Genomic DNA, 17,208 nt, shown 5'->3' on the forward strand with positions numbered 1-17,208 from the left:
CCGTTCCACGACGAATTCGCATGGCCCGCGGGTCAGGGTGATGTGAATGTCAGGAGGATGATCGCCGCGGCTACGGCCGTGTCGAGTATCAAGCAGAACTCGGCGAGCGAACGGGACACGACCTTGTTCGTTCTGTAGTGGTAAACGTCCCATGCGGCGTGGCCGAGCAGGCCCAGCGCCACCAGGAAGCTGCCGACCGTCGCATTGACGAACAGCGCGATCGTGGCAGCGGCGCCGAAGACGAGCATGGCGAGCGACTGTAACGGCAGCCCCGCCGGGTCAGATCGCGTGCCCTCACGTACTCGTCGCACGAGGCCGTAGCCGCCCAGCAGTACACCCAGGCCCAACACCGCCCAGGTCGCCTCGAAGTCCTCGTCGATGATGTCCGCGGCCAGGATGACAGCGAGGGTCGCGAAGAACACGGGCCAGGTAGCGGACCGCTTTCCCAGGGCGGCCGCCCCCAGGTAGACCACCGCCGAGGCGGCCAGCAGCTTCGCCAGCTCGACTCCCGCGGCCATGTCGAGGATCACGAGTACGGCCACTCCGACCCCGACCAGAACCGGCCAGTGCCGCAACACCGGGCCGAGCCGTGACGTCGTCGGTGTCGTCATCATCAACCTCCTGGTCGCAGACGCCCTTGGCGGCTGCGGGATTTGGTCGCGGTGATCACCGCAGCGCGGGCTAGGCGTCGTCGGCCATCGGGCTGAACTGGATGCCGGCCAGTGTCCACGCCCCCTCCTGCTTCACCCAGACCTGCGACACCCGCACCCGCAGCGCCACCGCCCGGCCGTGCGAGGTCGCCTTGTTGCTCTGCACGTTGCGGACGATCGCCGTGTCGCCGTACAGCCGGACGTCGATCTGGCTGGTGTCCAGGGCGTGGTACTGGAACTGGGCGTGGCGGCCGATCCACTGGTCCTTGTCGAGTACGTATCCCTTGGGGCCGATCGACTGGAAGTCGTCGGTCAGCAGGTCGCGCAGGCGTTCGGCGTCCGCGGCCAGCTCAGCCGCGTCGAATTGCCGCTGAAGGCCCAGGACCGTCTCTTTCTCCGTGTCCTCCATAAGAGCCGAGCATAGGCGCGGGGTTATGGAATAGGAAAGGGGGAATCTGCGCCGCCTGACGATTAAAAAATTCCCTGCCGGCACACGGAGAAATGTCCGGTGAATGTCCGGTCAATTGCCTGTTCAGTAACTGTCCGATCTGGTTCTATGAGGGGATTACATTCCGCCTGGTGGGTTCCGGGGCAGGGTGAGGGTCAGGACGGCACCGCCGTGGGGGGCGTTGGCCGCGGTGAGTGTGCCGCCGTGCAGGTGCGCGTTCTCGGTGGCGATGGCCAGGCCCAGTCCGCTGCCGTCGGTTCGGGGGCGGGCGGCGTCGGCTTTGGTGAAGCGGTCGAAGACGTGGGGCAGAAGGTCCGCGGGGATGCCGGGCCCGTCGTCGGAGACGGTGATGGCGATCTCGTCGGTACCGGCCCGGACCTGGATGAGCACCGACGCCGTCGTGCCGCCGTGCCGCAGCGCGTTGCCGACGAGGTTGGCGAGGATGACATCGACGCGGCGCGGGTCGAGGCGGGCCCGCAGTCCCGGCGGAATGTCGGTGCGGACCTGGTCGCGCCAGTGCCGCAGCGCGAGCGTCTTGGCGATGAACTCGCCCAGGTCGACCTCGTCGAGGTTCAGTACGGCGGCGCCGGCGTCGAAGCGGGATACCTCGATCAGGTCCTCCACCAGGCGGGTGAGCTTGCGGGTCTCGTCGGAGACCAGGTGCAGCGCCTCGGCGGTGAGTGGGGCGAGGCGGCCGGAGGCGGCGTCGGCGTCGAGGACTTCGGTCACGGCGGTCATGGCCGCCAGCGGCGTGCGCAACTCGTGGGAGACGTCGGCGGCGAACCGGCGCGCCCGCGCTTCCATGTCGCGCAGCGCGGCCGCGTCGGCCTGGAGTGTGGCCGCCATGGTGTTGAAGGTACGGCCGAGGTCGGCGAGTTCGTCATCGCCGGTGACGCGCACGCGGGTGTCCAGACTGCCTCCCGACATCTGCTCGGCGGCCGTCCGCAGCCGCCGGACCGGTCGCAGCAGTCTGCGCGCGGCCAGCAGCGCGGGGACGATGGAGGCCAGGGCGACGGGCAGGGCACCGGCGCGGGCGGCGGCCGCCAGGGTGTCCACGTCCTGCTCCTGGGAGGCCAGGGAGAAGGAGGCGTAGACGATGAGCGGCGGGGGGCTCTGCGGGCGGGCGGTGGCGATGACGGGAAGGGCCACGGCCAGCCAGGGCGTCCGCGCGTGGTGGAAGCGCTGGGCCAGCGCGGTGGTCGCCGAGGTCGCCTGGGCGCGCAGTTGCGCGGGCAGAGGTGGCGTCCGCGCGTCGGCGGTGATGAGCGGGCCGCCGCGATAGGACAGGGCGGTGCGCCAGGCGCGTGTGCCCGCCGCGCGGTCCAGTTGCAGCGCCAGCGTACGCAGGTCCGCCTCGGCGGGGTCGGCGGGCAGGTCGAGCGCCCGGGAGGTGATGTGGGAGCGCAGTTCCTGCAGGGCGTCGGCCTGGGCGCGGTCCACGATCGCGGTACGGCCCTGGCGGAAGGTGAACGCGGTGGCGGTCAGCGCGCTGAGCGCCGAGACCAGGAGGAACACCAGGACGAGCTGGGCTCGCAGGCCGCGGATCACAGGGGCCCGAAGCGGTAGCCGAAGCCGCGCACGGTCTGGATGTAACGAGGGTCGCGGGGGGTGTCCTCGATCTTGGCCCGCAGCCGCATCACGCACGCGTCGACCAGCCGGTAGTCGCCATGGTAGGTGTGTTCCCACACCTGTTCCAGGAGCTGCTGGCGGCTGAAGGTCTGCTCGGGCGCGGCTGACAGGAACAGCAGCAGCTTCAGCTCCGTCGGCGCCATCGCCAATTGCGCGCCGTGTTTGAGCACGCGCAGGGCGACCCGGTCGATGAGCAGGTCGCCGTGGGTGGTGCGGGCCTGTTCGGCGGAGGTGGGCTGGGTGGTACGGCGCAGCACCGCGCGCATGCGGGCTTCGATGACCTCGCTGCTGGCCGGCTTGATCACGTAGTCGTCGGCGCCTGCCTCCAGTCCCACGACGACGTCCACGTCATCGTCGCGCGCGGAAAGGATCACGATGGGCACCTGGCTGAAGGCGCGGATGCGGCGGCAGGTCTCCAGGCCGCTCATGCCGGGCAGCATCAGGTCGAGCAGTACGAGGTCGGGCGCGCTCGCGATGAGTTCGGCCAGCCCGTCCTCGCCGGTCGCGACGAGCAGGGTTTCGTGGCCTCTGTGGCGCAGGCCGATGCTCACGCCCCTGCGCACAGCCGGGTCGTCTTCTATCAGGAGTACGCGGGTCACGAGGAGGCTCCTTGTTCGGCTGGGACGGCCGACCCGCTTCCATCGCATCTGACCGGCCAGGGATCGCCCGCCATGCCGGGCTCGAACACTTCGATGACAGGGTTGGCGCCGAGAGCTTGGGCCGTGGCGGCCGTACACACGAGCTGGCTCACCGCCACGTGCGGCAGGTCGCGCACCAGCCACGGCAGACGCAGCTCCACCCGGCCCTTGGTCACCTTGGCCCGGACCGGTCGGGTCGCCGAGGGCAACCGCGTGATGAGCCCCCGGTCCCGCTCGGCCGCTGTGGGGCCGTCCAGCAGCGCGTTCATCGCCTGTTGCAACCGGTCTCCGGCGGGTGCCGGCCGGGACACCGGCCAGGTGCCTTCGGGCGTGACGAAGTACAGTCGCAGCAGACGGCTGCTGTTCTCGGTCAGGCCGCCTTGGGCCGGCTGCCCGGCGGGGCGCGCGTCGGTGTCGGTGATCCCGCAGCCCGTCAGCGTCGCCGCCGCGAACAGGACGGCCGCCGCGCGGCACAGCACCCCAGGCATGTTCGCTCCCTCGTACTCCGGCGTGGCCTTTCCGGCTAAAGCTGGTCGAGCCTGCTCACGTCAACCGTCCCGGCGCCGGGCTCCGGCCGCGGTATCGCCGCCCACAGCCCCGCGGTCATCACCCCCGCGACGGTCAGCGCCGCCCAGCCGCGCCGCCCGGTGGTCCAGCGGGCGCGCAGCCGTACGGGATCCTCGACGGCGGCCTTCGAGATTATCGCAGCCAGCAGCGACAGCCCGGCGGCGATGACCGTCCAGCTCCAGCCGTCGAGCCCGGCCACCGGCCGGGGCAGCAGCAGATAGACCGGCCAGTGCCACAGGTACAGGCTGTAGGACAGCTCGCCCAGCCGACGCGGTACGGCGCTGCCGATCAACCGGCCCGCCAGGCTGTCCGGCGCGTTGGCCAGGAGCGCGATCAGCGCGGCGCTGCCCAGGGAGTGCGCGAACATCCCGCCCTGGAACAGGCCGGGGGCCTTCTCCCCGCTGGTCAGCAGCCATGAGGCGAACAGCCCGCACAGCAGCGGGACGCAGATCACATCCACTGCCGTACGCGACAGGCCGGCCACGGCGTCTCGGACGGGCGCCGTGGCGGCGGCCGCGCCGAGGAGCAGGGAGAAGGCCCGGGTGTCGGTGCCCTCGTAGGCGCGGGTGGTGTCCACGGCCGTCCCGAGCTTGATCATGAGCAGGAGTGAGACGAGCGCGCCGGCGACCGCGGCAAGCGCGACCCGCCGCTGTCCGCCGGGCCCCCTCCCGGCCAGCGCCACCAGCGGGGGCCAGGCCAGGTAGAACTGCCATTCGACGCCGATGCTCCACAGATGGGCGAACAGGCGGGTGCCGGAGGCGTTCCAGTATCCGATCCGCTCGCCGATGAAGTGCCAGTTCACGCCCTGGGCAGCCACCCATGGCGCGTCCTGGAGGGCGGACCTCAGCATGTCCGGCGTGGCGTACGCCCAGGCCAGCAGCAGCGTTGACGTGACCATGACGGTCAGTGCGGGCAGGAGACGGCGGGCCCTGCGCTCCCAGAAGGCCACCAGGCCGCGCCTGCCGAGATCTTCCAGCAGCAGGCCGGTGATCAGAAAACCGGACAGGACAAAGAACAGGTCGACGCCCAGGAACCCGCCGCTCATGTGCCCGGCGTGAAACAGCAGGACCGCGGTGACGGCGAGCCCGCGCAGCCCGTCAAGCGCGCCGATATGCGTGCGGCGAGGGGCTAGGGTCATCAGCCGCAGCCGAGTTTGACGAAGCGCTCATCGCCGGTCCACGGCCCGGTGGCCCAGACGCTGGGGGCGGCCGGAGCGAAGCCGGCCAGCTCGCCGAGCTGCTTGGTGAACCAGGTGCCGAAGGCGGCCGACCCTTGTTGACAGGAGTGGATGCCGTCCTTGGCGCGCTGGGCCTTGGCGGCGGCGTAGTCGTTCCCCCACAGCTCGGAGGCGTCCAGGTAGCGTACGTGAGCGGCCTCGGCGGCCTTGGCCGCCATCGCGGGCGCGCTCTTGATCGCGTTCTCGTGCGGCTTGAAGAATTCGTCGATCTTGAACGGCGGGGCGGACACCAGCACGAGCCGGGCGCCGGCGGCCTTGGCCGTTCGGGAGAGCTTCTGGTAGGCCGACAGCTGTTGGCGGGCGGTGCCCCAGTCGTAGGTGGTGATCTGATACGCGATCACCGTGGGCCGGTAGGAGGCGAGGTTCTCCTGCAGCGTCTTCCAGGTGTCCGCAGCCCCCAGGGCCGTCACCTTGTTGTCACTGGCGACGACGTTGCCGCCGCCGTCGGAGGTGGCGTTCTTGAACGCCACACCGCCGGCCTTCAGCGCCGCCTCCAGGGCCGGGGCCTGCGCGCCTGCGATGGAGTCACCCATCCACAACACCCTGACGCCGGTCTGCTGGACTGCCCCGTCGCCGGTGGAGGCGGTGGATGCGGTGGATGCGCCGCACCCCGCGAGCGCGACGGCTGCGGCCAGGATCGCTCCGGCAGTGGATACAGGGGAGAGGTTCGTCGGTTGCATGGCCATCAGGAAAACAGGCGAATCCACCGGCCAGCCGCGTTGTCATCGTTTCATCACACGATGGGGGAACGGCTGTCACGAAAACGCTGATGCCCGGTAAATGGCCGGTCGGTGACCTGGTCCTGCCGCGCGCGGCCATAAAGAGTGAGCCCAGGAGACCTGCGATCCGCGGCCGCGGCGCTGACGTATTCGCGCACCATTCGGAATGGAAAGGAAAGCCGTCATGACCCTGCACATCAAGAAAATGGCCGTCGGGCTGGGCACGGCGTTCGCGCTGATCGCGGGCGGGATCGCGAGCACGGCTCCGGCGTCGGCGGAGTCCACGGCCGACGTGGCGCTCGCCGTGAGCTGCACGAACTCACCCGCCCCTGGAGGCTCCTTCCTGGAGGCCACCTACTCCCAGCCCAACGCGTGCCTGAAGTGCCGGGCCGCAGGAGGCGTCTACGAGGCGACCGGAAACTACCGCGCCTACTGCAGGAACATCCGCGACGGAAGCAGCACCATCGTCGCCGTCCAGCTCTGGCTCTTCTGCGTAGTGTGCAGGAACGAGGAGGCGGCAGCGGGCGGGCTGTAGCGCGGTGATCAGGAGGCCGGCCGGTCGCCGTCGAGTGCGGAACGCAGCACGCCGACCACGATGGCGAGCTCGGACAGCAGCCCGGACACAGTGGTACGGTCGCCGCCGTTGATCGACACCATGCGCAGCTCCTCCGGCTTGGGGAGCTTCGCCATGATCTCGGGCAGCAGGCCGATCAGTTTGGCCTGGAGGCTTGCCGGGGTCTGCTGGTTGTCGATGTCGGCCCGCAGGCGCGTGCGCTCCACGTCGAGCAGGGCCCGCTCGTGGTCGGACTGGGTCCGGGAGCGGGCCAGATCCAGCTCGCCGTCGAGCTCAAGGCGCTTCAGCTCCTGCTCCCGCTCGACCCGGAGCCGGCCGGTCTCGGCCTCCTCGGCGTGACGTTCGCGTTCCATCCGCAGTGCGTGCCGGGTGGTCTCGGTCTCCAGTTCGGCGACCGCCCTGGAGTCGTCGTGCTTTCGCTGGGTACGCCGCAGCCGCTCGGCCACCTCGGTGTCGAACTGCCACGCCTCGTTGCGGGCCCGCAGTTCGGCGAGCTCTCGCTCGTACTCCAGGCGCTGGGTCTCCTTGAGCCGCTCGGTCGCCATCTCGCGCTGGGCGACGGCCTCCTCGGACTGCAGTTCGGCGAGCCGGGCGATCTGCCCCTGTTCGGCCCGGTAGGGCTTCTGCAGGTTCTCCCAGAGCCGCGACGAGCTGACGACCGCTTCCTTGATCTGGACGGTGACGATGCGCAGGCCGAGCCCCTGGTCGCTGCCGGCCTCGCCCTCGGCCACCGCGCGTAGCCGGGCGGTCAGCTCCTCGATGATGGGCTGCTTGTCGCTGAGCACGTCGCGGACGCCCATGGTCGCGACCTTGTCCTTGATGGCCGCCTCCGCCTGCTCGCGCAGTTGGAGGTTGACCAGCCTCATCGGGTCCTCCGGGTCGCCGAAGTCCAGTTTGCGGTAGGCGATGGGGAAGGTGTGGATGATCCACTGAACGTACCCCTGCACCAGGACGCCCTGGAGTTCGCGGCAGATGCAGTACGCGTTGATCAGGATGGTTTGGGTGGCACCCGGAACCACCAGGAAAGAATCCGTGGCCGGGTTGAAGCGGAATGAGACGCCTAATCCGACGTGCAGGGGCTCTTCGCGGCCGCGGCGGGTGTGTACGACGAAGGCGTTCGGCGGGACGAGGACGTTCTTCCAGCGCCAGAAGCCGGTGATCCGGACATCCACCGGCCCCGGCGTCAGCCTTTCCGGTGCCGAGCCCAGAGCCCGATCGCGCTTGGCCAGCGGGCCCGCCGCGGGCATCGGCTCACCGGGGGCGGAGCTGCGGCGCGCCCTCAGATCGTCCTCGAGCACCGCCTGCTGTGCGACCACCTGTTCCAGATAGGCGTTGCCTCTGTCAGCGGTGCTCATCGTCCCCTCCGCCTTACCTCACGACTGCCGATGAGTCTCGTCTACGTCGCCGAACCACCGCAACCGAAAAGTGCGGCGAGCCGGCGGGGTGGGCAGGGCCCGGCAGGGTAGGGGAGCCTGGGGAAAGGAGCCGGGATGTGGCGCCGCGGCCACGTGGAGATCATCCATGTGCGTACCAACCTCGGCCTGGTGCCCGGCGTCGAGCAACTGGGTGGCGCGCTGCTTGACGAGGGCCTGGCCAAGGCTCTCGACGCGACCGTCGGGCCGGTGGTGGAGGCTCCCGCGTACTCGCGGGATCGCACTCATCCGAGTCGGCTGCTCAACGCCGAGGCCATGGCCCAGGTCGCACTGCGCCAGGCGGATGCGGTGGGAAACGTGCTCGACGCGGGCCGCTTTCCCCTCGTGCTCGGTGGGGACGACAGCGTCATCTTCGGCAGCCTGCTGGCGCTGCGCCGCAGAGGCGCCCATGGCCTGGTGTTCCTCGACGCGCACACCGACTTCTACCCGCCCGAGGACTCCCCGACCGGTCAAGCGTCAGACTCCGAGCTGTACCTTGCCTTCGGGCACGGCACCGACCTGATCGCCGACCTGGACGGCTCGAATCCGCTGGTCGCCGCCCGCGCCGCAGCGCTGATCGGCCACCGCGACCCCGACGAGCAGCGGGAGACCGGCGCCGCGCTGAGCGCCACTGACGCCTTGGTCGTCACCCTCGGGGAGATGCGCGAGACGGGGGTGGAAGCCACGGCAAGGCGGGCGCTCGCGCACCTGGACGGCGCGGGCGTGGACAGGTTCCTCCTGCACGTCGACGCCGATGTGCTCGACGACGCCCTCATGCCGGCGGTGGATTACCGCCTGCCGGACGGGTTCGGCAGGCGGGAGTTCGCCGTGCTGGCGGGGACGCTGCTGGCCGATGAGCGGGTCGTGGCGCTCGACGTCACGATCTACAATCCCACGCTCGACCCCGGTGGCGAAGCGCGGCGTAACCTCACCGGCTGCCTGCTCGACGCGTTCGCCCACGCGGAAGCCCTCACCTGCTGAACGTCACGCCGGCCCCAGGCGCCGACGGAACTTTGTGATTACCGGCCTCGTTTTCTCGTCAATCAGGGAAAGGCGGATGTGGGCACCAGTAACACGAGTAAGCGACGTCTGAGAAAGCGCGCTCGTCGGCAGGCGGACAGGTTCTCGTCCGTGCCTCCGGAACGGCGTCGGCGGCTGACCGGGCCGGAGCGGCGCCAGATCGCCCGCCGGGACCGGGCGGACGCCGCGCAGCGCAGGTCGGCGTGGTGGGAGTGGGGCCCGGTGACGGCGGGTGTGCTGGTCACCTCCGAGTTGATCTACTTTTTCGTGGTGGCCGACGCGCTTGGGGGAACGAGCGTCGCCGGGGTCGCCGTGACGGCCGCCCTTGGCTTTGTTGCGGCTTGTTTCGGATGTGTGCAGGAGTATTACTCGTATCCGAAAACTGGTGCCCGCGAGTTTCCGGTCGGGGTGATAGCCACCGTCTCGGTGGTCGTGATGCTGGTGGCCATCGCTGCCGAGATGGTGTGGAGCGCGGTCTGACAAGCCGGGCGGTAGCCGGGGAGCGGCGGGTCCGCTCTTCGTCGCGTCAGTCGGCGATCTCGGCGATGAGTTCGAGCTCGACGGGAGCGTTCCTGGGCAGGGCGACGACGCCGATGGCGCTGCGCGCATGGGTGCCTGCTCTTCCGAAGATCTCGGTGAGCAGGTCACCGGCACCGTTGACGACCGCGGGCTGGTCCGAATAGTCGGGGACACTGGTGACGAAGCCCACGACCTTGACGATCCGCCGTACCCGCGACAATTCGCGGACCTCGGCTCGGACCGCGGCGAGCGCGTTGAGAGCACAGATCGCCGCTAGTTCGGCGGCCTGCTGTGTGGTGACTGTCTGGCCGAGTTTGCCGGTCATCACCAGTTTGCCGTTGACGATCGGCAGTTGCCCGGAGGTGTAGACGTACGGACCGCTCTTGACCGAGGGCTGGAAGGACCCTGCTGGAGAGACGACGTCGGGCAGGACCAGGCCCAACTCGACGATCCGATCTTCTGGTGTTCTGTTCATTCGTTCTCCTGGGGTCTGCTGCACCGTCTCATCAGCGAGACCGACATGCTGCTCACGCCGGCCGAATCCGAACGCCGCCTGCGCGCGATCGTCATCTCCGACGAAGGCCTCATGGCTCGCCATACCGCGGACAGTGCCCGCATCGAGGCCGCTGTCGCGGCCTATCTCCAGCGCACCACCAGTCGCGACCGCCCGTTCAGCGACCTGGAGGCCCGCATCCACGCCGGCGCGGTCGCCGGTGCGTTGCGCGCGGCACAGCGCGCCGCCATGGACGACGGTGACGGTCGCGACGCGTTCGCCCTCGCCCTCGCCACCGCCGCGATCGTCCTCGGTGAACGAGCGACCATCAACGCCTCGGCATTGGACGAAGACTGACTACCGCGCTGAAGTGGCGGCCCCGGACGAGTGGGGCCGGGTGATGGTGGTCGACTGGGCGCCGGTCGTGTCCTGAATCGCCATGCGGACCATGATGGCGCATCGGGTGGCGATCCGGGCGTACGCAATTTTGCTAATGGGCGGAAACTCCGTCGGCATGCATTCTTGGGGCTGTCGTCGAAATCGGCGACAGACACCCCAGGAGGATTCCATGAAGTCGACCAGCCGGATCAAGAAGATCTCCGTCCGCCGTACCGGTGACGTCCGTCTCACGAGCGCCGCCTGCTCCTGCCCTTACCCGGCCAGCAACTGACGCGCGAATAGCGGATAACGGGGGGCCGTGCGCTCCGGTGCACGGCCCCGTCTTTCCCTACGGAGAATGTCCATGGGTGACGTCGCGGTTGCTTTTCACGAGTTGAGTTTCGTCCCCGAGGGGGACGAGGTGGTGGTCGGCAGGGTCGATGCCGATTCGTACGCGGTCCTGCCCGCCGACGGCGCCGCCCTGCTGCGCGAGCTGACCAAGGGCGTGCCTCCCGAACGCGCCGCGCACTGGTACGAGGACACCTACGGCGAGCCCGTCGACATCGAGGAGTTCCTGGAGACCCTGCATGAGCTGGGGTTCGTGCGTACCTCGGTCGCACCGGAGCAGGCCGGGACAGAGCGCCTCCCGCTGCGCCGGCTCGGCCGGGCCGTGTTCTCCCCGCTCGCCTGGATCGGCTACGCCGCGGTGTTCGCCGTAGCGGTGCTGGCTATCGTCGGCGATCCGGCGCTCGCGCCGCGTCCCGGGCATATTTTCTTCACCGACTCACTGCTCATTGTGCAGCTCGGGATAACGTTCGGGCAGCTGCCGTTGATATTTCTACACGAAGCCTTTCACACACTTGCCGGCCGGCGACTCGGGCTGCGCAGTCGGCTCGGTGTCAGTAACAGATATCTGTACATTGTTTTCGAAACGCGCATGAACGGGCTGCTGAGCGTTCCGCGGGCGAAAAGATATTTACCGTTCCTGGCCGGGATGGCGTGCGACGTGGTGGTGTTCGCGATTCTCGAACTGGTCGCGGACGCCACCCGGCAACCGGACGGCGATTTCTCGCTGGTCGGCCGGATCGCGCTGGCATTCGCGTACACCGTGGTGATGCGCTTCGCCTGGCAGTTCCAGCTCTACATGCGCACCGACCTCTACTACGTCTTCGCCACCGCGCTCAACTGCCACGACCTGCACGAGGCCAGCACGGCGTTGCTGCGCAACCGCATCTGGCGGCTGCTCGGCCGGACCCGGCGGCTCGTCGACGAGCAGCAGTGGACCGAGCACGACCGTCGCGTGGGCCGGTGGTACGGGCCCTTCATCGTGCTCGGCGTCACCGTCATGCTGCTGATCGCCGTGCTCGGCTCCGTGCCCGTCGTCGTGCAGTACGTCCAGACCGCGGCGCACGGCATGCGACAGGGGCCGCTGCATCCGGCGTTCTGGGACGGGGTGCTGGGGCTGGCACTCGTGGCCATCGCGTTCGTCCTTCCGGTCTACCTGGCCCGGCGCAAGCGCAGGCGCCCGGCCTCCGTCACCACCGAGGAAGTGAGCTGACATGCGTCACCTGTGGATCGTCGGCGACCGCCGGGCCGACCGGCTGCGCGCCGCCGCCGAGTACGGACCCGGGATCGTCGCCGGGTGCCATCGGCGGCTGCGCGGCCCCTACACCGGGGTCGACACGGTGCTGCACGCGGTGCTTCCCGAGGCGTTCGGGCGGTGGCCGGAGCTGGTCGAGCGGCATCGGATCGCGTTGCTGTACGGCATTCCCGAGCTGGCCGAGGTGATCGGGGCGGGGCCGCGGCAACTGGCGTTCACCGGGCCGTTCGAGCAGCGGACCCGGTTCTACGGGGCGCAGATGATCCGGTGCATGAACCAGGGGATCGTGACGTTCCTGACCGAGTACGCGCGGATGGAGCGATCACCTCTGGTGGTGGTCTTCGACGACCTGCACGCGGCCGAGGAGACCACGCAGGAGCTGGTCGCGTTGCTGCTGCGGCGGGCGGATCCGGAGGCGCTGCGCGTGGTGGCCGGCGGCCGGCGCGACGGTCTCAGCGATCAGCTTTCGGCGGCGCTGACCCGTCACGCCGACCTGATCGCCGTCACGCCCTCGTCCGCTTCAGCGGGGAGACCGGCTGACAGCGGGCGTGCCGATGAGCTGGTCCGGGCGTTCGTGGCGGCCGATGGGGTCGGCGACGATCCGGCGGAGATCGCCGCGTACGAGGCCGCGGACGCGGAGCTGCGACGTGAGCTGCACGACCGGCGGGCCGCCGAGCTGGTCCCGGGCGCCGGCTACGGGCTCAGAATGGGGGCGATCCCCTACCACCTCGAACGCGGAGGCGACCCCGGTGGGCGCGGGCGGGAGGCGCTGTCCGACGCGCTGAAGCTCAGCGCCGAGATCGGGTTCTCGGCCGCGACCGTCGACTTCGGCCTGCGCGGCAGGGAGGTGACCGACCCGGACGCCCACTCGGACGATTTCCGGCTGTTCACCTCGCTGGCGGCGAACGCGCTGGTGCCCCTGGACCGTCCCGACGAGGCGTACACGCTGTACATGGACCTGCGCACCCGCTACACCGACGCGCGCGCCCACATGATCACCAGTTACGGCATCGCCATGCTGTACACGAGGTTCTTCACGCCCCGCGACCACGAGACGGCACTCGCCTGGCAGAACAACGCGGTCGCGATCTCCGCCCTGCTGCCCGACCCCAGGGAGCGCACCACGCGCCAGGTGTTCAACGACAACGCGCTCGCGCTGATCGAGATGCACCGCGGCAACCTCGAACGCGGGCTGGAACTGATCGAGGCGGGCATCGCCCGTCTGGACCAGGAGTTGACGCCCGACGACTGGGTGGTGCACCGCTCCCAGCTCCTCTACAACAAGACCCGGCTGCTGGCCGCGCTCGGGCGGCACGAGGAGGCGTACGAGGGCTTCACCAAGCTGATCGAGATGGACCCGTACTACACCGACTACCTCAGCGAGCGCGCCAGGATCTCCCGCCGTCGCGGCGATCTGGAAGCCGCACTGGACGACTACGACCGCGCGGTCGCCATGGCGCCGCCGTACCCCGAGCTCCATTACAACCGGGGTACGTGCCGGGCGGAGGCGGGCGACGTCTCCGGAGCGCTGGCGGACTTCGGCTACGTGCTGGAGATGGAGCCCGATGACGTGCCCACCCTATTCAGGCGCGCGGAGCTGCTGTTCGACGCCGGCGATCTGACGGGGGCCGAGGCCGATGTGACCGCGGGGCTGGCGGTAAGGCCCGGCGACGCCGAACTGCTGTGCCTGCAAGGGATGATCGCGCTGGAGCGCGATGAGGCGGAGCGGGCGGCGGATCGTCTGGACGCGGCGCTCATGGCCGCACCCGACTACGCGGCGGCGCTGGTCAACCGGGCGGTGGCCAGGTTCAGGCTCGGCCGTCCCGACGGGGCCGTCGACGACCTGACGCGGGCGCTGGAGCTACTCGGGGACGATCCGGATCTGCTGCTGAACCGCGGCCTCGCGCATGAGGCGGCGGGCCGGCCCCGGCAGGCGGTGGACGACTTCGACGCGGCCCTGTCCCTGCCCGGCGCCGACACAGCGGAACTGGAGCCCGCCCGCGAACGCTGCGGCAAACTCCTGGCCGGGGTGTGACCGATGCCCCCTCCCCTCGGTCCGCACGGCCGGCGCGCGAACGGCGAGGCTCGTCACCTTCGTGAGGCGCTCGTTCCGCGAGACCGCTTCCGCGACGCGCTGGCCACCGTCGCCACGGCCGTGTCGGTGGTCGCGACGTTCGACGATGGCGGCCGCCCGCGCATGGTGACCATCGGGTCGCTCTGCTCGCTCTCGCTCGACCCCCCGCTCGTACTGTTCTGCCTGGCCAAGGACGCGGGGTCGCACGCGGTGTTCTGCTCGGCGGCGCGTTTCGCGGTCACCGTCCTGGCCGAGGGCCAGGCGGACGTGGCCCGTCGCTGCGCGGGCCCACGCCAGGCGCGTACGGCCGTGCCGTACGCGCTGATGGACGAACTGCCCGTGGTGCCCGGAGCACTGGCCCATCTGTCGTGCTCCGTGCACGCGCTGGTGGCGGGCGGTGACCACACGATCGTCATCGGCCTGGTGCGGCGAGTGGCCGTGTACGGCGGGTCTCCGCTGCTGTACCACCAGCGCGACTTCCACGGACTCGGCGCCCCCTGGGGGCTCGGGGCGGACACCGCGTCAGGATTCAGGAAGGGCGCGCCAGGGGGAAGCGGGGACAGCGACTCAGGGGGGTTCGGGGACGAGGCCGAACCGCTGTGCGAGGAGCACGGCGTTGACCCGGTCGCTGATGCCCAGCTTGCGGTATAAGCGCTCCTGGTGCTTGGTCACCGTGCGTGGCGACAACCCCAGGCGCCTGGCGATCGCGGTCGGGCTGAGCCCCTCGCAGAGCAGCCGCAGAACGTCCTGCTCACGGGGTGTCAGCCTGGCTTGAGCCGCCCGTTCTCGCCGTACCCGCGCGATCGCGGCATGCGGCTCGGTGAGCGGACCCGTCAGTTTCTCCAGCGCGTCCAGCTGCGGGCTTTCGAGACCTTCGGCCCTCGCATCGATCAGCTCCGCCAGCCGGCCGGCGGGAGAGCTGGCCGTCGGCGTCCAGTGCCACACCCCCTCGCGACAGACGAGGACTCCCAGCCTGCGTCCGATTCTCACCAGTTCGCCGGCCAGGGTGCGGTCGCCTTGGGAGGCGTCCCAGAGCAATCGCAGAGTGTCCGTGTCAACGATGCCACCGAGTAGCGCCGCGATGTGCTGGGCGGATTGCTCCGGCGAATCGCCGCCGGCCCGAACGCGCGCTGTGAACGACCCCGAGTCGTGATGCACCTGCATCTCCTCATGCTCGAGTTGCTCCTTTCGTTGCCCGCCTGGAGAGGCGTTCTGTCGAGTTCCATTCGTCATGAATGGCGATCGGGATGCGTATCCGGAATTTCGGTCTGATTCGCTCCCTATTCCGGAAAGGGCGGTTTGTCGTCGATCACGGAGATGGCTCTTGACGGTTACACAGGTACGTGATTGCGGCGCGGCGCGAAGGGCCGGTAAATGTCCGGTTGCTGACCTGTTTCTCGCACTCGCCACATGAGAGCGTGAGGTGCCCGGTAAAAGGGCCACTTCGGGGAGCTGTGTTCTCGCTCGCAGGCACGATTTCAGGTCGGCGAGCAATGCGCCGGAATCTGCGGCGCATTTTACCTATCGGCATGACCTTGCTGGTCCGCGCGATGTCTGATGCACCCCACCTGGAAAATCGCCACGCGTATTGGTCCAGGTAATCGATCATCTCAACCGATCAAGGAGCAAGTGCGCGCATGTCCACTTCACGCCTGCGTAAGTTATCCATTGGATTAGCCATGGCGGCCACGATCCTCCCGATCCTCGCCGCCGTGCCCGCCACCGCCGACGTCGCCGAGCCGGAAAGTGGCGTTCAACAGATCGGCCCGGGCCAGTATTTCCCCGACAGCAAGATCTTCGAAGTGAGCGAGACCGACGTGGCGGCCGGGGCGATCGGCCGCAGGCACCGGGTGGCTGCCGTGGACGGTGGCCTCGCCCGTCCGGAGGCCGTCAACCGCACTGACCTGGCGGTGTTCGGCCCCGGCTGGCAGGCCGAGTTCCTCGGCGGGACCACCAGTCGCTCGCTGAGCGTCCAGGGTGACACGATCACGGTCGCTGAGCAGGATCTGTCACGCTCCATCCGGTACGACCTCAAGAGCAGCGTCTCGTTCCCGGCCGGTGGGGGCGTCCGTAAGTTCGAGGCGGCCGACGGTTCCAAGCTCAGCGAGACGACCCGCTGGGACGCGGCGGCCGGTGCGATGCGCAGCACGGTCGCCGAGACGCCCGCCCTGGACCTCGGCGCGCCCGCGGACGGCACCGCCACCAGCTCGGCCGACTACGCCCTCACCTACACCTGGGCCCAGGTGAACGCCGCCGACCCGACGTCCTGGCGGGTGACGAGCGTGGGCGACATCGCGTACGGCACCTCATCCGTCAGTTACGACCCGCAGGGCCGCGTGGCCTCTGTGACGGAACCGGCCGCCGGTGAGAGCCCCCAGAGCGTGCTGACCTTCACCTACGCCACGGCGACGACCGCCACCTCCGGAACGTTCGGCGACTTCGCCGGCCGCGTCAAGGAGGTCTCGCTGGCAACCGGCTCGGACACGCCGCAGGTCGTGGCCAGGTATGGCTTCGACGCCGCCGGTTATCTCCGGACGGTGACCGACCCGGGCGTGGGCGAGCGGGCCGGCTACGCCTACGACGCCTCCGGGCGGGTGTCCGTCGTGTCCTCGGAGCGGAAGGGCGCCTGGGAGCTGAGCTACGCCGGTAGCTCGGCAGCGCCCGCCGCCACCTCGACAGGTCCCGGCGGTTTTCCCGACGCTCCCGACTCGGCGAGCAGCACGCAGCCACCCCCCGGAGCGCCGAGCCTCGCCGACCCGTCCGCCACCGGTCCGCCCACCGCCGAGTTCCCGCCCGGCGGCATTGACGGCACCCAGTCCTACCCCAGGCAGTGCTCGTTCGCCGCGGCCTGGCTCTGGTACACCCGCAGCGGCTGCTCGGCGTGGGCCGCGCACTACGGCTGGCACAAGCCCTACTGGCGTCAGCTCCCCACACGCCGGTGGGTCGTCGGCATCCTCCATGACCAGTGCACTGCCCCCACCGGCAGCCGGCCGGGCGGGTTCGACTTCCGTTCGGCCTGCGACATGCACGACTACGGGTACGGGCTGATCGGCAACACCTACCGAAACTACAGCTACTACCTGGACAGGTCGCGCAAGAACGACGTGGATGACGTCTTCTACGTCACCCTGCGGGACTTGACCTGCACCGCGTACGGCTCGGTGAGGGCGTCCATCTGCCGGATCTGGGCCTGGATCTACCGCGTGGGCGTCCGCTTCGGCAACCCGCGTAACGGCGCGATGTTCTGACT

General features: G+C 69.6%; 18 protein-coding genes. 8 read left to right on the top strand and 10 right to left on the bottom strand.

All coding sequences use genetic code 11. The features are described 5' to 3' along the window. Positions 1-32: 32 nt before the first annotated feature. The 7 genes from AB0B91_RS05195 to AB0B91_RS05225 form a co-directional block, all read right to left on the bottom strand. A complete protein-coding gene (locus AB0B91_RS05195; RefSeq protein WP_358315901.1) occupies positions 33-611 on the bottom strand; it encodes a hypothetical protein in 579 nt (192 codons plus the stop codon). Positions 612-681: 70 nt separating this feature from the next. After that, positions 682-1,059, bottom strand: a complete 378-nt coding sequence (locus AB0B91_RS05200) for a nuclear transport factor 2 family protein (RefSeq protein ID WP_358315904.1) — start codon at positions 1,057-1,059, stop codon at positions 682-684. A gap of 156 nt (positions 1,060-1,215) precedes the next feature. Next, positions 1,216-2,646: a HAMP domain-containing sensor histidine kinase gene (locus AB0B91_RS05205; protein WP_358315907.1), complete on the bottom strand. Its 1,431-nt coding sequence runs from the start codon at positions 2,644-2,646 to the stop codon at positions 1,216-1,218. After that, positions 2,643-3,326, bottom strand: a complete 684-nt coding sequence (locus AB0B91_RS05210) for a response regulator transcription factor (protein ID WP_358315910.1) — start codon at positions 3,324-3,326, stop codon at positions 2,643-2,645. The genes AB0B91_RS05205 and AB0B91_RS05210 overlap by 4 nt, the downstream gene beginning before the upstream one ends. Beyond that, positions 3,323-3,853 carry a GerMN domain-containing protein gene (locus tag AB0B91_RS05215; protein ID WP_358315913.1) on the bottom strand — a complete coding sequence of 177 codons (531 nt, stop codon included), beginning with the start codon at positions 3,851-3,853 and terminating at the stop codon, positions 3,323-3,325. Before AB0B91_RS05215 ends, AB0B91_RS05210 begins: the two co-directional genes overlap by 4 nt. 35 nt (positions 3,854-3,888) lie before the next feature. Beyond that, positions 3,889-5,070: an acyltransferase gene (locus tag AB0B91_RS05220; protein ID WP_358315915.1), complete on the bottom strand. Its 1,182-nt coding sequence runs from the start codon at positions 5,068-5,070 to the stop codon at positions 3,889-3,891. Continuing rightward, on the bottom strand, positions 5,070-5,849 hold the full coding sequence (locus AB0B91_RS05225; RefSeq protein WP_358315918.1) for an SGNH hydrolase domain-containing protein: 780 nt from the start codon (positions 5,847-5,849) through the stop codon (positions 5,070-5,072). Before AB0B91_RS05225 ends, AB0B91_RS05220 begins: the two co-directional genes overlap by 1 nt. 223 nt (positions 5,850-6,072) lie before the next feature. Between AB0B91_RS05225 and AB0B91_RS05230 the strand changes: the two genes are divergently transcribed. Further along, positions 6,073-6,423: a hypothetical protein gene (locus tag AB0B91_RS05230; RefSeq protein ID WP_358315921.1), complete on the top strand. Its 351-nt coding sequence runs from the start codon at positions 6,073-6,075 to the stop codon at positions 6,421-6,423. A gap of 8 nt (positions 6,424-6,431) precedes the next feature. Here the strand turns inward: AB0B91_RS05230 and AB0B91_RS05235 are convergent, their stop codons facing one another. After that, a complete protein-coding gene (locus AB0B91_RS05235; protein WP_358315924.1) occupies positions 6,432-7,817 on the bottom strand; it encodes an SPFH domain-containing protein in 1,386 nt (461 codons plus the stop codon). 135 nt (positions 7,818-7,952) lie between these two features. Here AB0B91_RS05235 and AB0B91_RS05240 point away from each other — a divergent pair, with 135 nt between their 5' ends. After that, complete coding sequence (locus tag AB0B91_RS05240; RefSeq protein ID WP_358315926.1) at positions 7,953-8,855, top strand: arginase family protein; 903 nt, start codon at positions 7,953-7,955, stop codon at positions 8,853-8,855. Between the two features lie 150 nt (positions 8,856-9,005). Then, positions 9,006-9,374: a hypothetical protein gene (locus tag AB0B91_RS05245; RefSeq protein WP_358315929.1), complete on the top strand. Its 369-nt coding sequence runs from the start codon at positions 9,006-9,008 to the stop codon at positions 9,372-9,374. A 46-nt stretch (positions 9,375-9,420) separates the two neighbouring features. On the opposite strand, the gene AB0B91_RS05250 is transcribed toward AB0B91_RS05245, so the two are convergent. Next, a complete protein-coding gene (locus AB0B91_RS05250) occupies positions 9,421-9,888 on the bottom strand; it encodes a RidA family protein (RefSeq protein ID WP_358315932.1) in 468 nt (155 codons plus the stop codon). A gap of 45 nt (positions 9,889-9,933) precedes the next feature. Between AB0B91_RS05250 and AB0B91_RS05255 the strand changes: the two genes are divergently transcribed. The 4 genes from AB0B91_RS05255 (at position 9,934) to AB0B91_RS05270 (ending at position 14,609) form a co-directional block, all read left to right on the top strand. Continuing rightward, positions 9,934-10,263: a hypothetical protein gene (locus AB0B91_RS05255; RefSeq protein WP_358315935.1), complete on the top strand. Its 330-nt coding sequence runs from the start codon at positions 9,934-9,936 to the stop codon at positions 10,261-10,263. 385 nt (positions 10,264-10,648) lie between these two features. Next, positions 10,649-11,842 (top strand): hypothetical protein, encoded by a 1,194-nt coding sequence (locus AB0B91_RS05260; protein WP_358315938.1) that lies wholly within the window; start codon positions 10,649-10,651, stop codon positions 11,840-11,842. Position 11,843: 1 nt separating this feature from the next. Continuing rightward, positions 11,844-13,919: a tetratricopeptide repeat protein gene (locus AB0B91_RS05265; RefSeq protein ID WP_358315941.1), complete on the top strand. Its 2,076-nt coding sequence runs from the start codon at positions 11,844-11,846 to the stop codon at positions 13,917-13,919. Between the two features lie 3 nt (positions 13,920-13,922). Continuing rightward, entirely contained in the window at positions 13,923-14,609 is a 687-nt protein-coding gene (locus AB0B91_RS05270; RefSeq protein WP_358315944.1) for a flavin reductase family protein, read from the top strand. Here the strand turns inward: AB0B91_RS05270 and AB0B91_RS05275 are convergent. Further along, positions 14,526-15,116: a LuxR C-terminal-related transcriptional regulator gene (locus AB0B91_RS05275; RefSeq protein WP_358315947.1), complete on the bottom strand. Its 591-nt coding sequence runs from the start codon at positions 15,114-15,116 to the stop codon at positions 14,526-14,528. The two genes, AB0B91_RS05270 and AB0B91_RS05275, sit on opposite strands and share 84 nt — an antisense overlap. 521 nt (positions 15,117-15,637) lie before the next feature. On the opposite strand from AB0B91_RS05275, the gene AB0B91_RS05280 reads away from it, so the two are divergent. Continuing rightward, positions 15,638-17,206 carry a phospholipase A2 gene (locus AB0B91_RS05280; protein WP_358315950.1) on the top strand — a complete coding sequence of 523 codons (1,569 nt, stop codon included), beginning with the start codon at positions 15,638-15,640 and terminating at the stop codon, positions 17,204-17,206. The last annotated feature ends 2 nt before the right edge of the window (positions 17,207-17,208 follow it).

Origin of the sequence: Nonomuraea sp. NPDC049141, from assembly GCF_040648415.1 — a bacterium.
Taxonomy (GTDB): domain Bacteria; phylum Actinomycetota; class Actinomycetes; order Streptosporangiales; family Streptosporangiaceae; genus Nonomuraea.

Excerpts from the sequence above, each read along its gene's own strand:
- AB0B91_RS05195 (WP_358315901.1), bottom strand. The coding sequence starts at position 611 with ATGACGACACCGACGACGTCACGGCTCGGCCCGGTGTTGCGGCACTGG.
- AB0B91_RS05200 (WP_358315904.1), bottom strand. The coding sequence starts at position 1,059 with ATGGAGGACACGGAGAAAGAGACGGTCCTGGGCCTTCAGCGGCAATTC.
- AB0B91_RS05215 (WP_358315913.1), bottom strand. The coding sequence starts at position 3,853 with ATGCCTGGGGTGCTGTGCCGCGCGGCGGCCGTCCTGTTCGCGGCGGCG.
- AB0B91_RS05220 (WP_358315915.1), bottom strand. The coding sequence starts at position 5,070 with ATGACCCTAGCCCCTCGCCGCACGCATATCGGCGCGCTTGACGGGCTG.
- AB0B91_RS05225 (WP_358315918.1), bottom strand. The coding sequence starts at position 5,849 with ATGCAACCGACGAACCTCTCCCCTGTATCCACTGCCGGAGCGATCCTG.
- AB0B91_RS05230 (WP_358315921.1), top strand. The coding sequence starts at position 6,073 with ATGACCCTGCACATCAAGAAAATGGCCGTCGGGCTGGGCACGGCGTTC.
- AB0B91_RS05235 (WP_358315924.1), bottom strand. The coding sequence starts at position 7,817 with ATGAGCACCGCTGACAGAGGCAACGCCTATCTGGAACAGGTGGTCGCA.
- AB0B91_RS05240 (WP_358315926.1), top strand. The coding sequence starts at position 7,953 with ATGTGGCGCCGCGGCCACGTGGAGATCATCCATGTGCGTACCAACCTC.
- AB0B91_RS05250 (WP_358315932.1), bottom strand. The coding sequence starts at position 9,888 with ATGAACAGAACACCAGAAGATCGGATCGTCGAGTTGGGCCTGGTCCTG.
- AB0B91_RS05255 (WP_358315935.1), top strand. The coding sequence starts at position 9,934 with ATGCTGCTCACGCCGGCCGAATCCGAACGCCGCCTGCGCGCGATCGTC.
- AB0B91_RS05260 (WP_358315938.1), top strand. The coding sequence starts at position 10,649 with ATGGGTGACGTCGCGGTTGCTTTTCACGAGTTGAGTTTCGTCCCCGAG.
- AB0B91_RS05265 (WP_358315941.1), top strand. The coding sequence starts at position 11,844 with ATGCGTCACCTGTGGATCGTCGGCGACCGCCGGGCCGACCGGCTGCGC.
- AB0B91_RS05270 (WP_358315944.1), top strand. The coding sequence starts at position 13,923 with ATGCCCCCTCCCCTCGGTCCGCACGGCCGGCGCGCGAACGGCGAGGCT.
- AB0B91_RS05280 (WP_358315950.1), top strand. The coding sequence starts at position 15,638 with ATGGCGGCCACGATCCTCCCGATCCTCGCCGCCGTGCCCGCCACCGCC.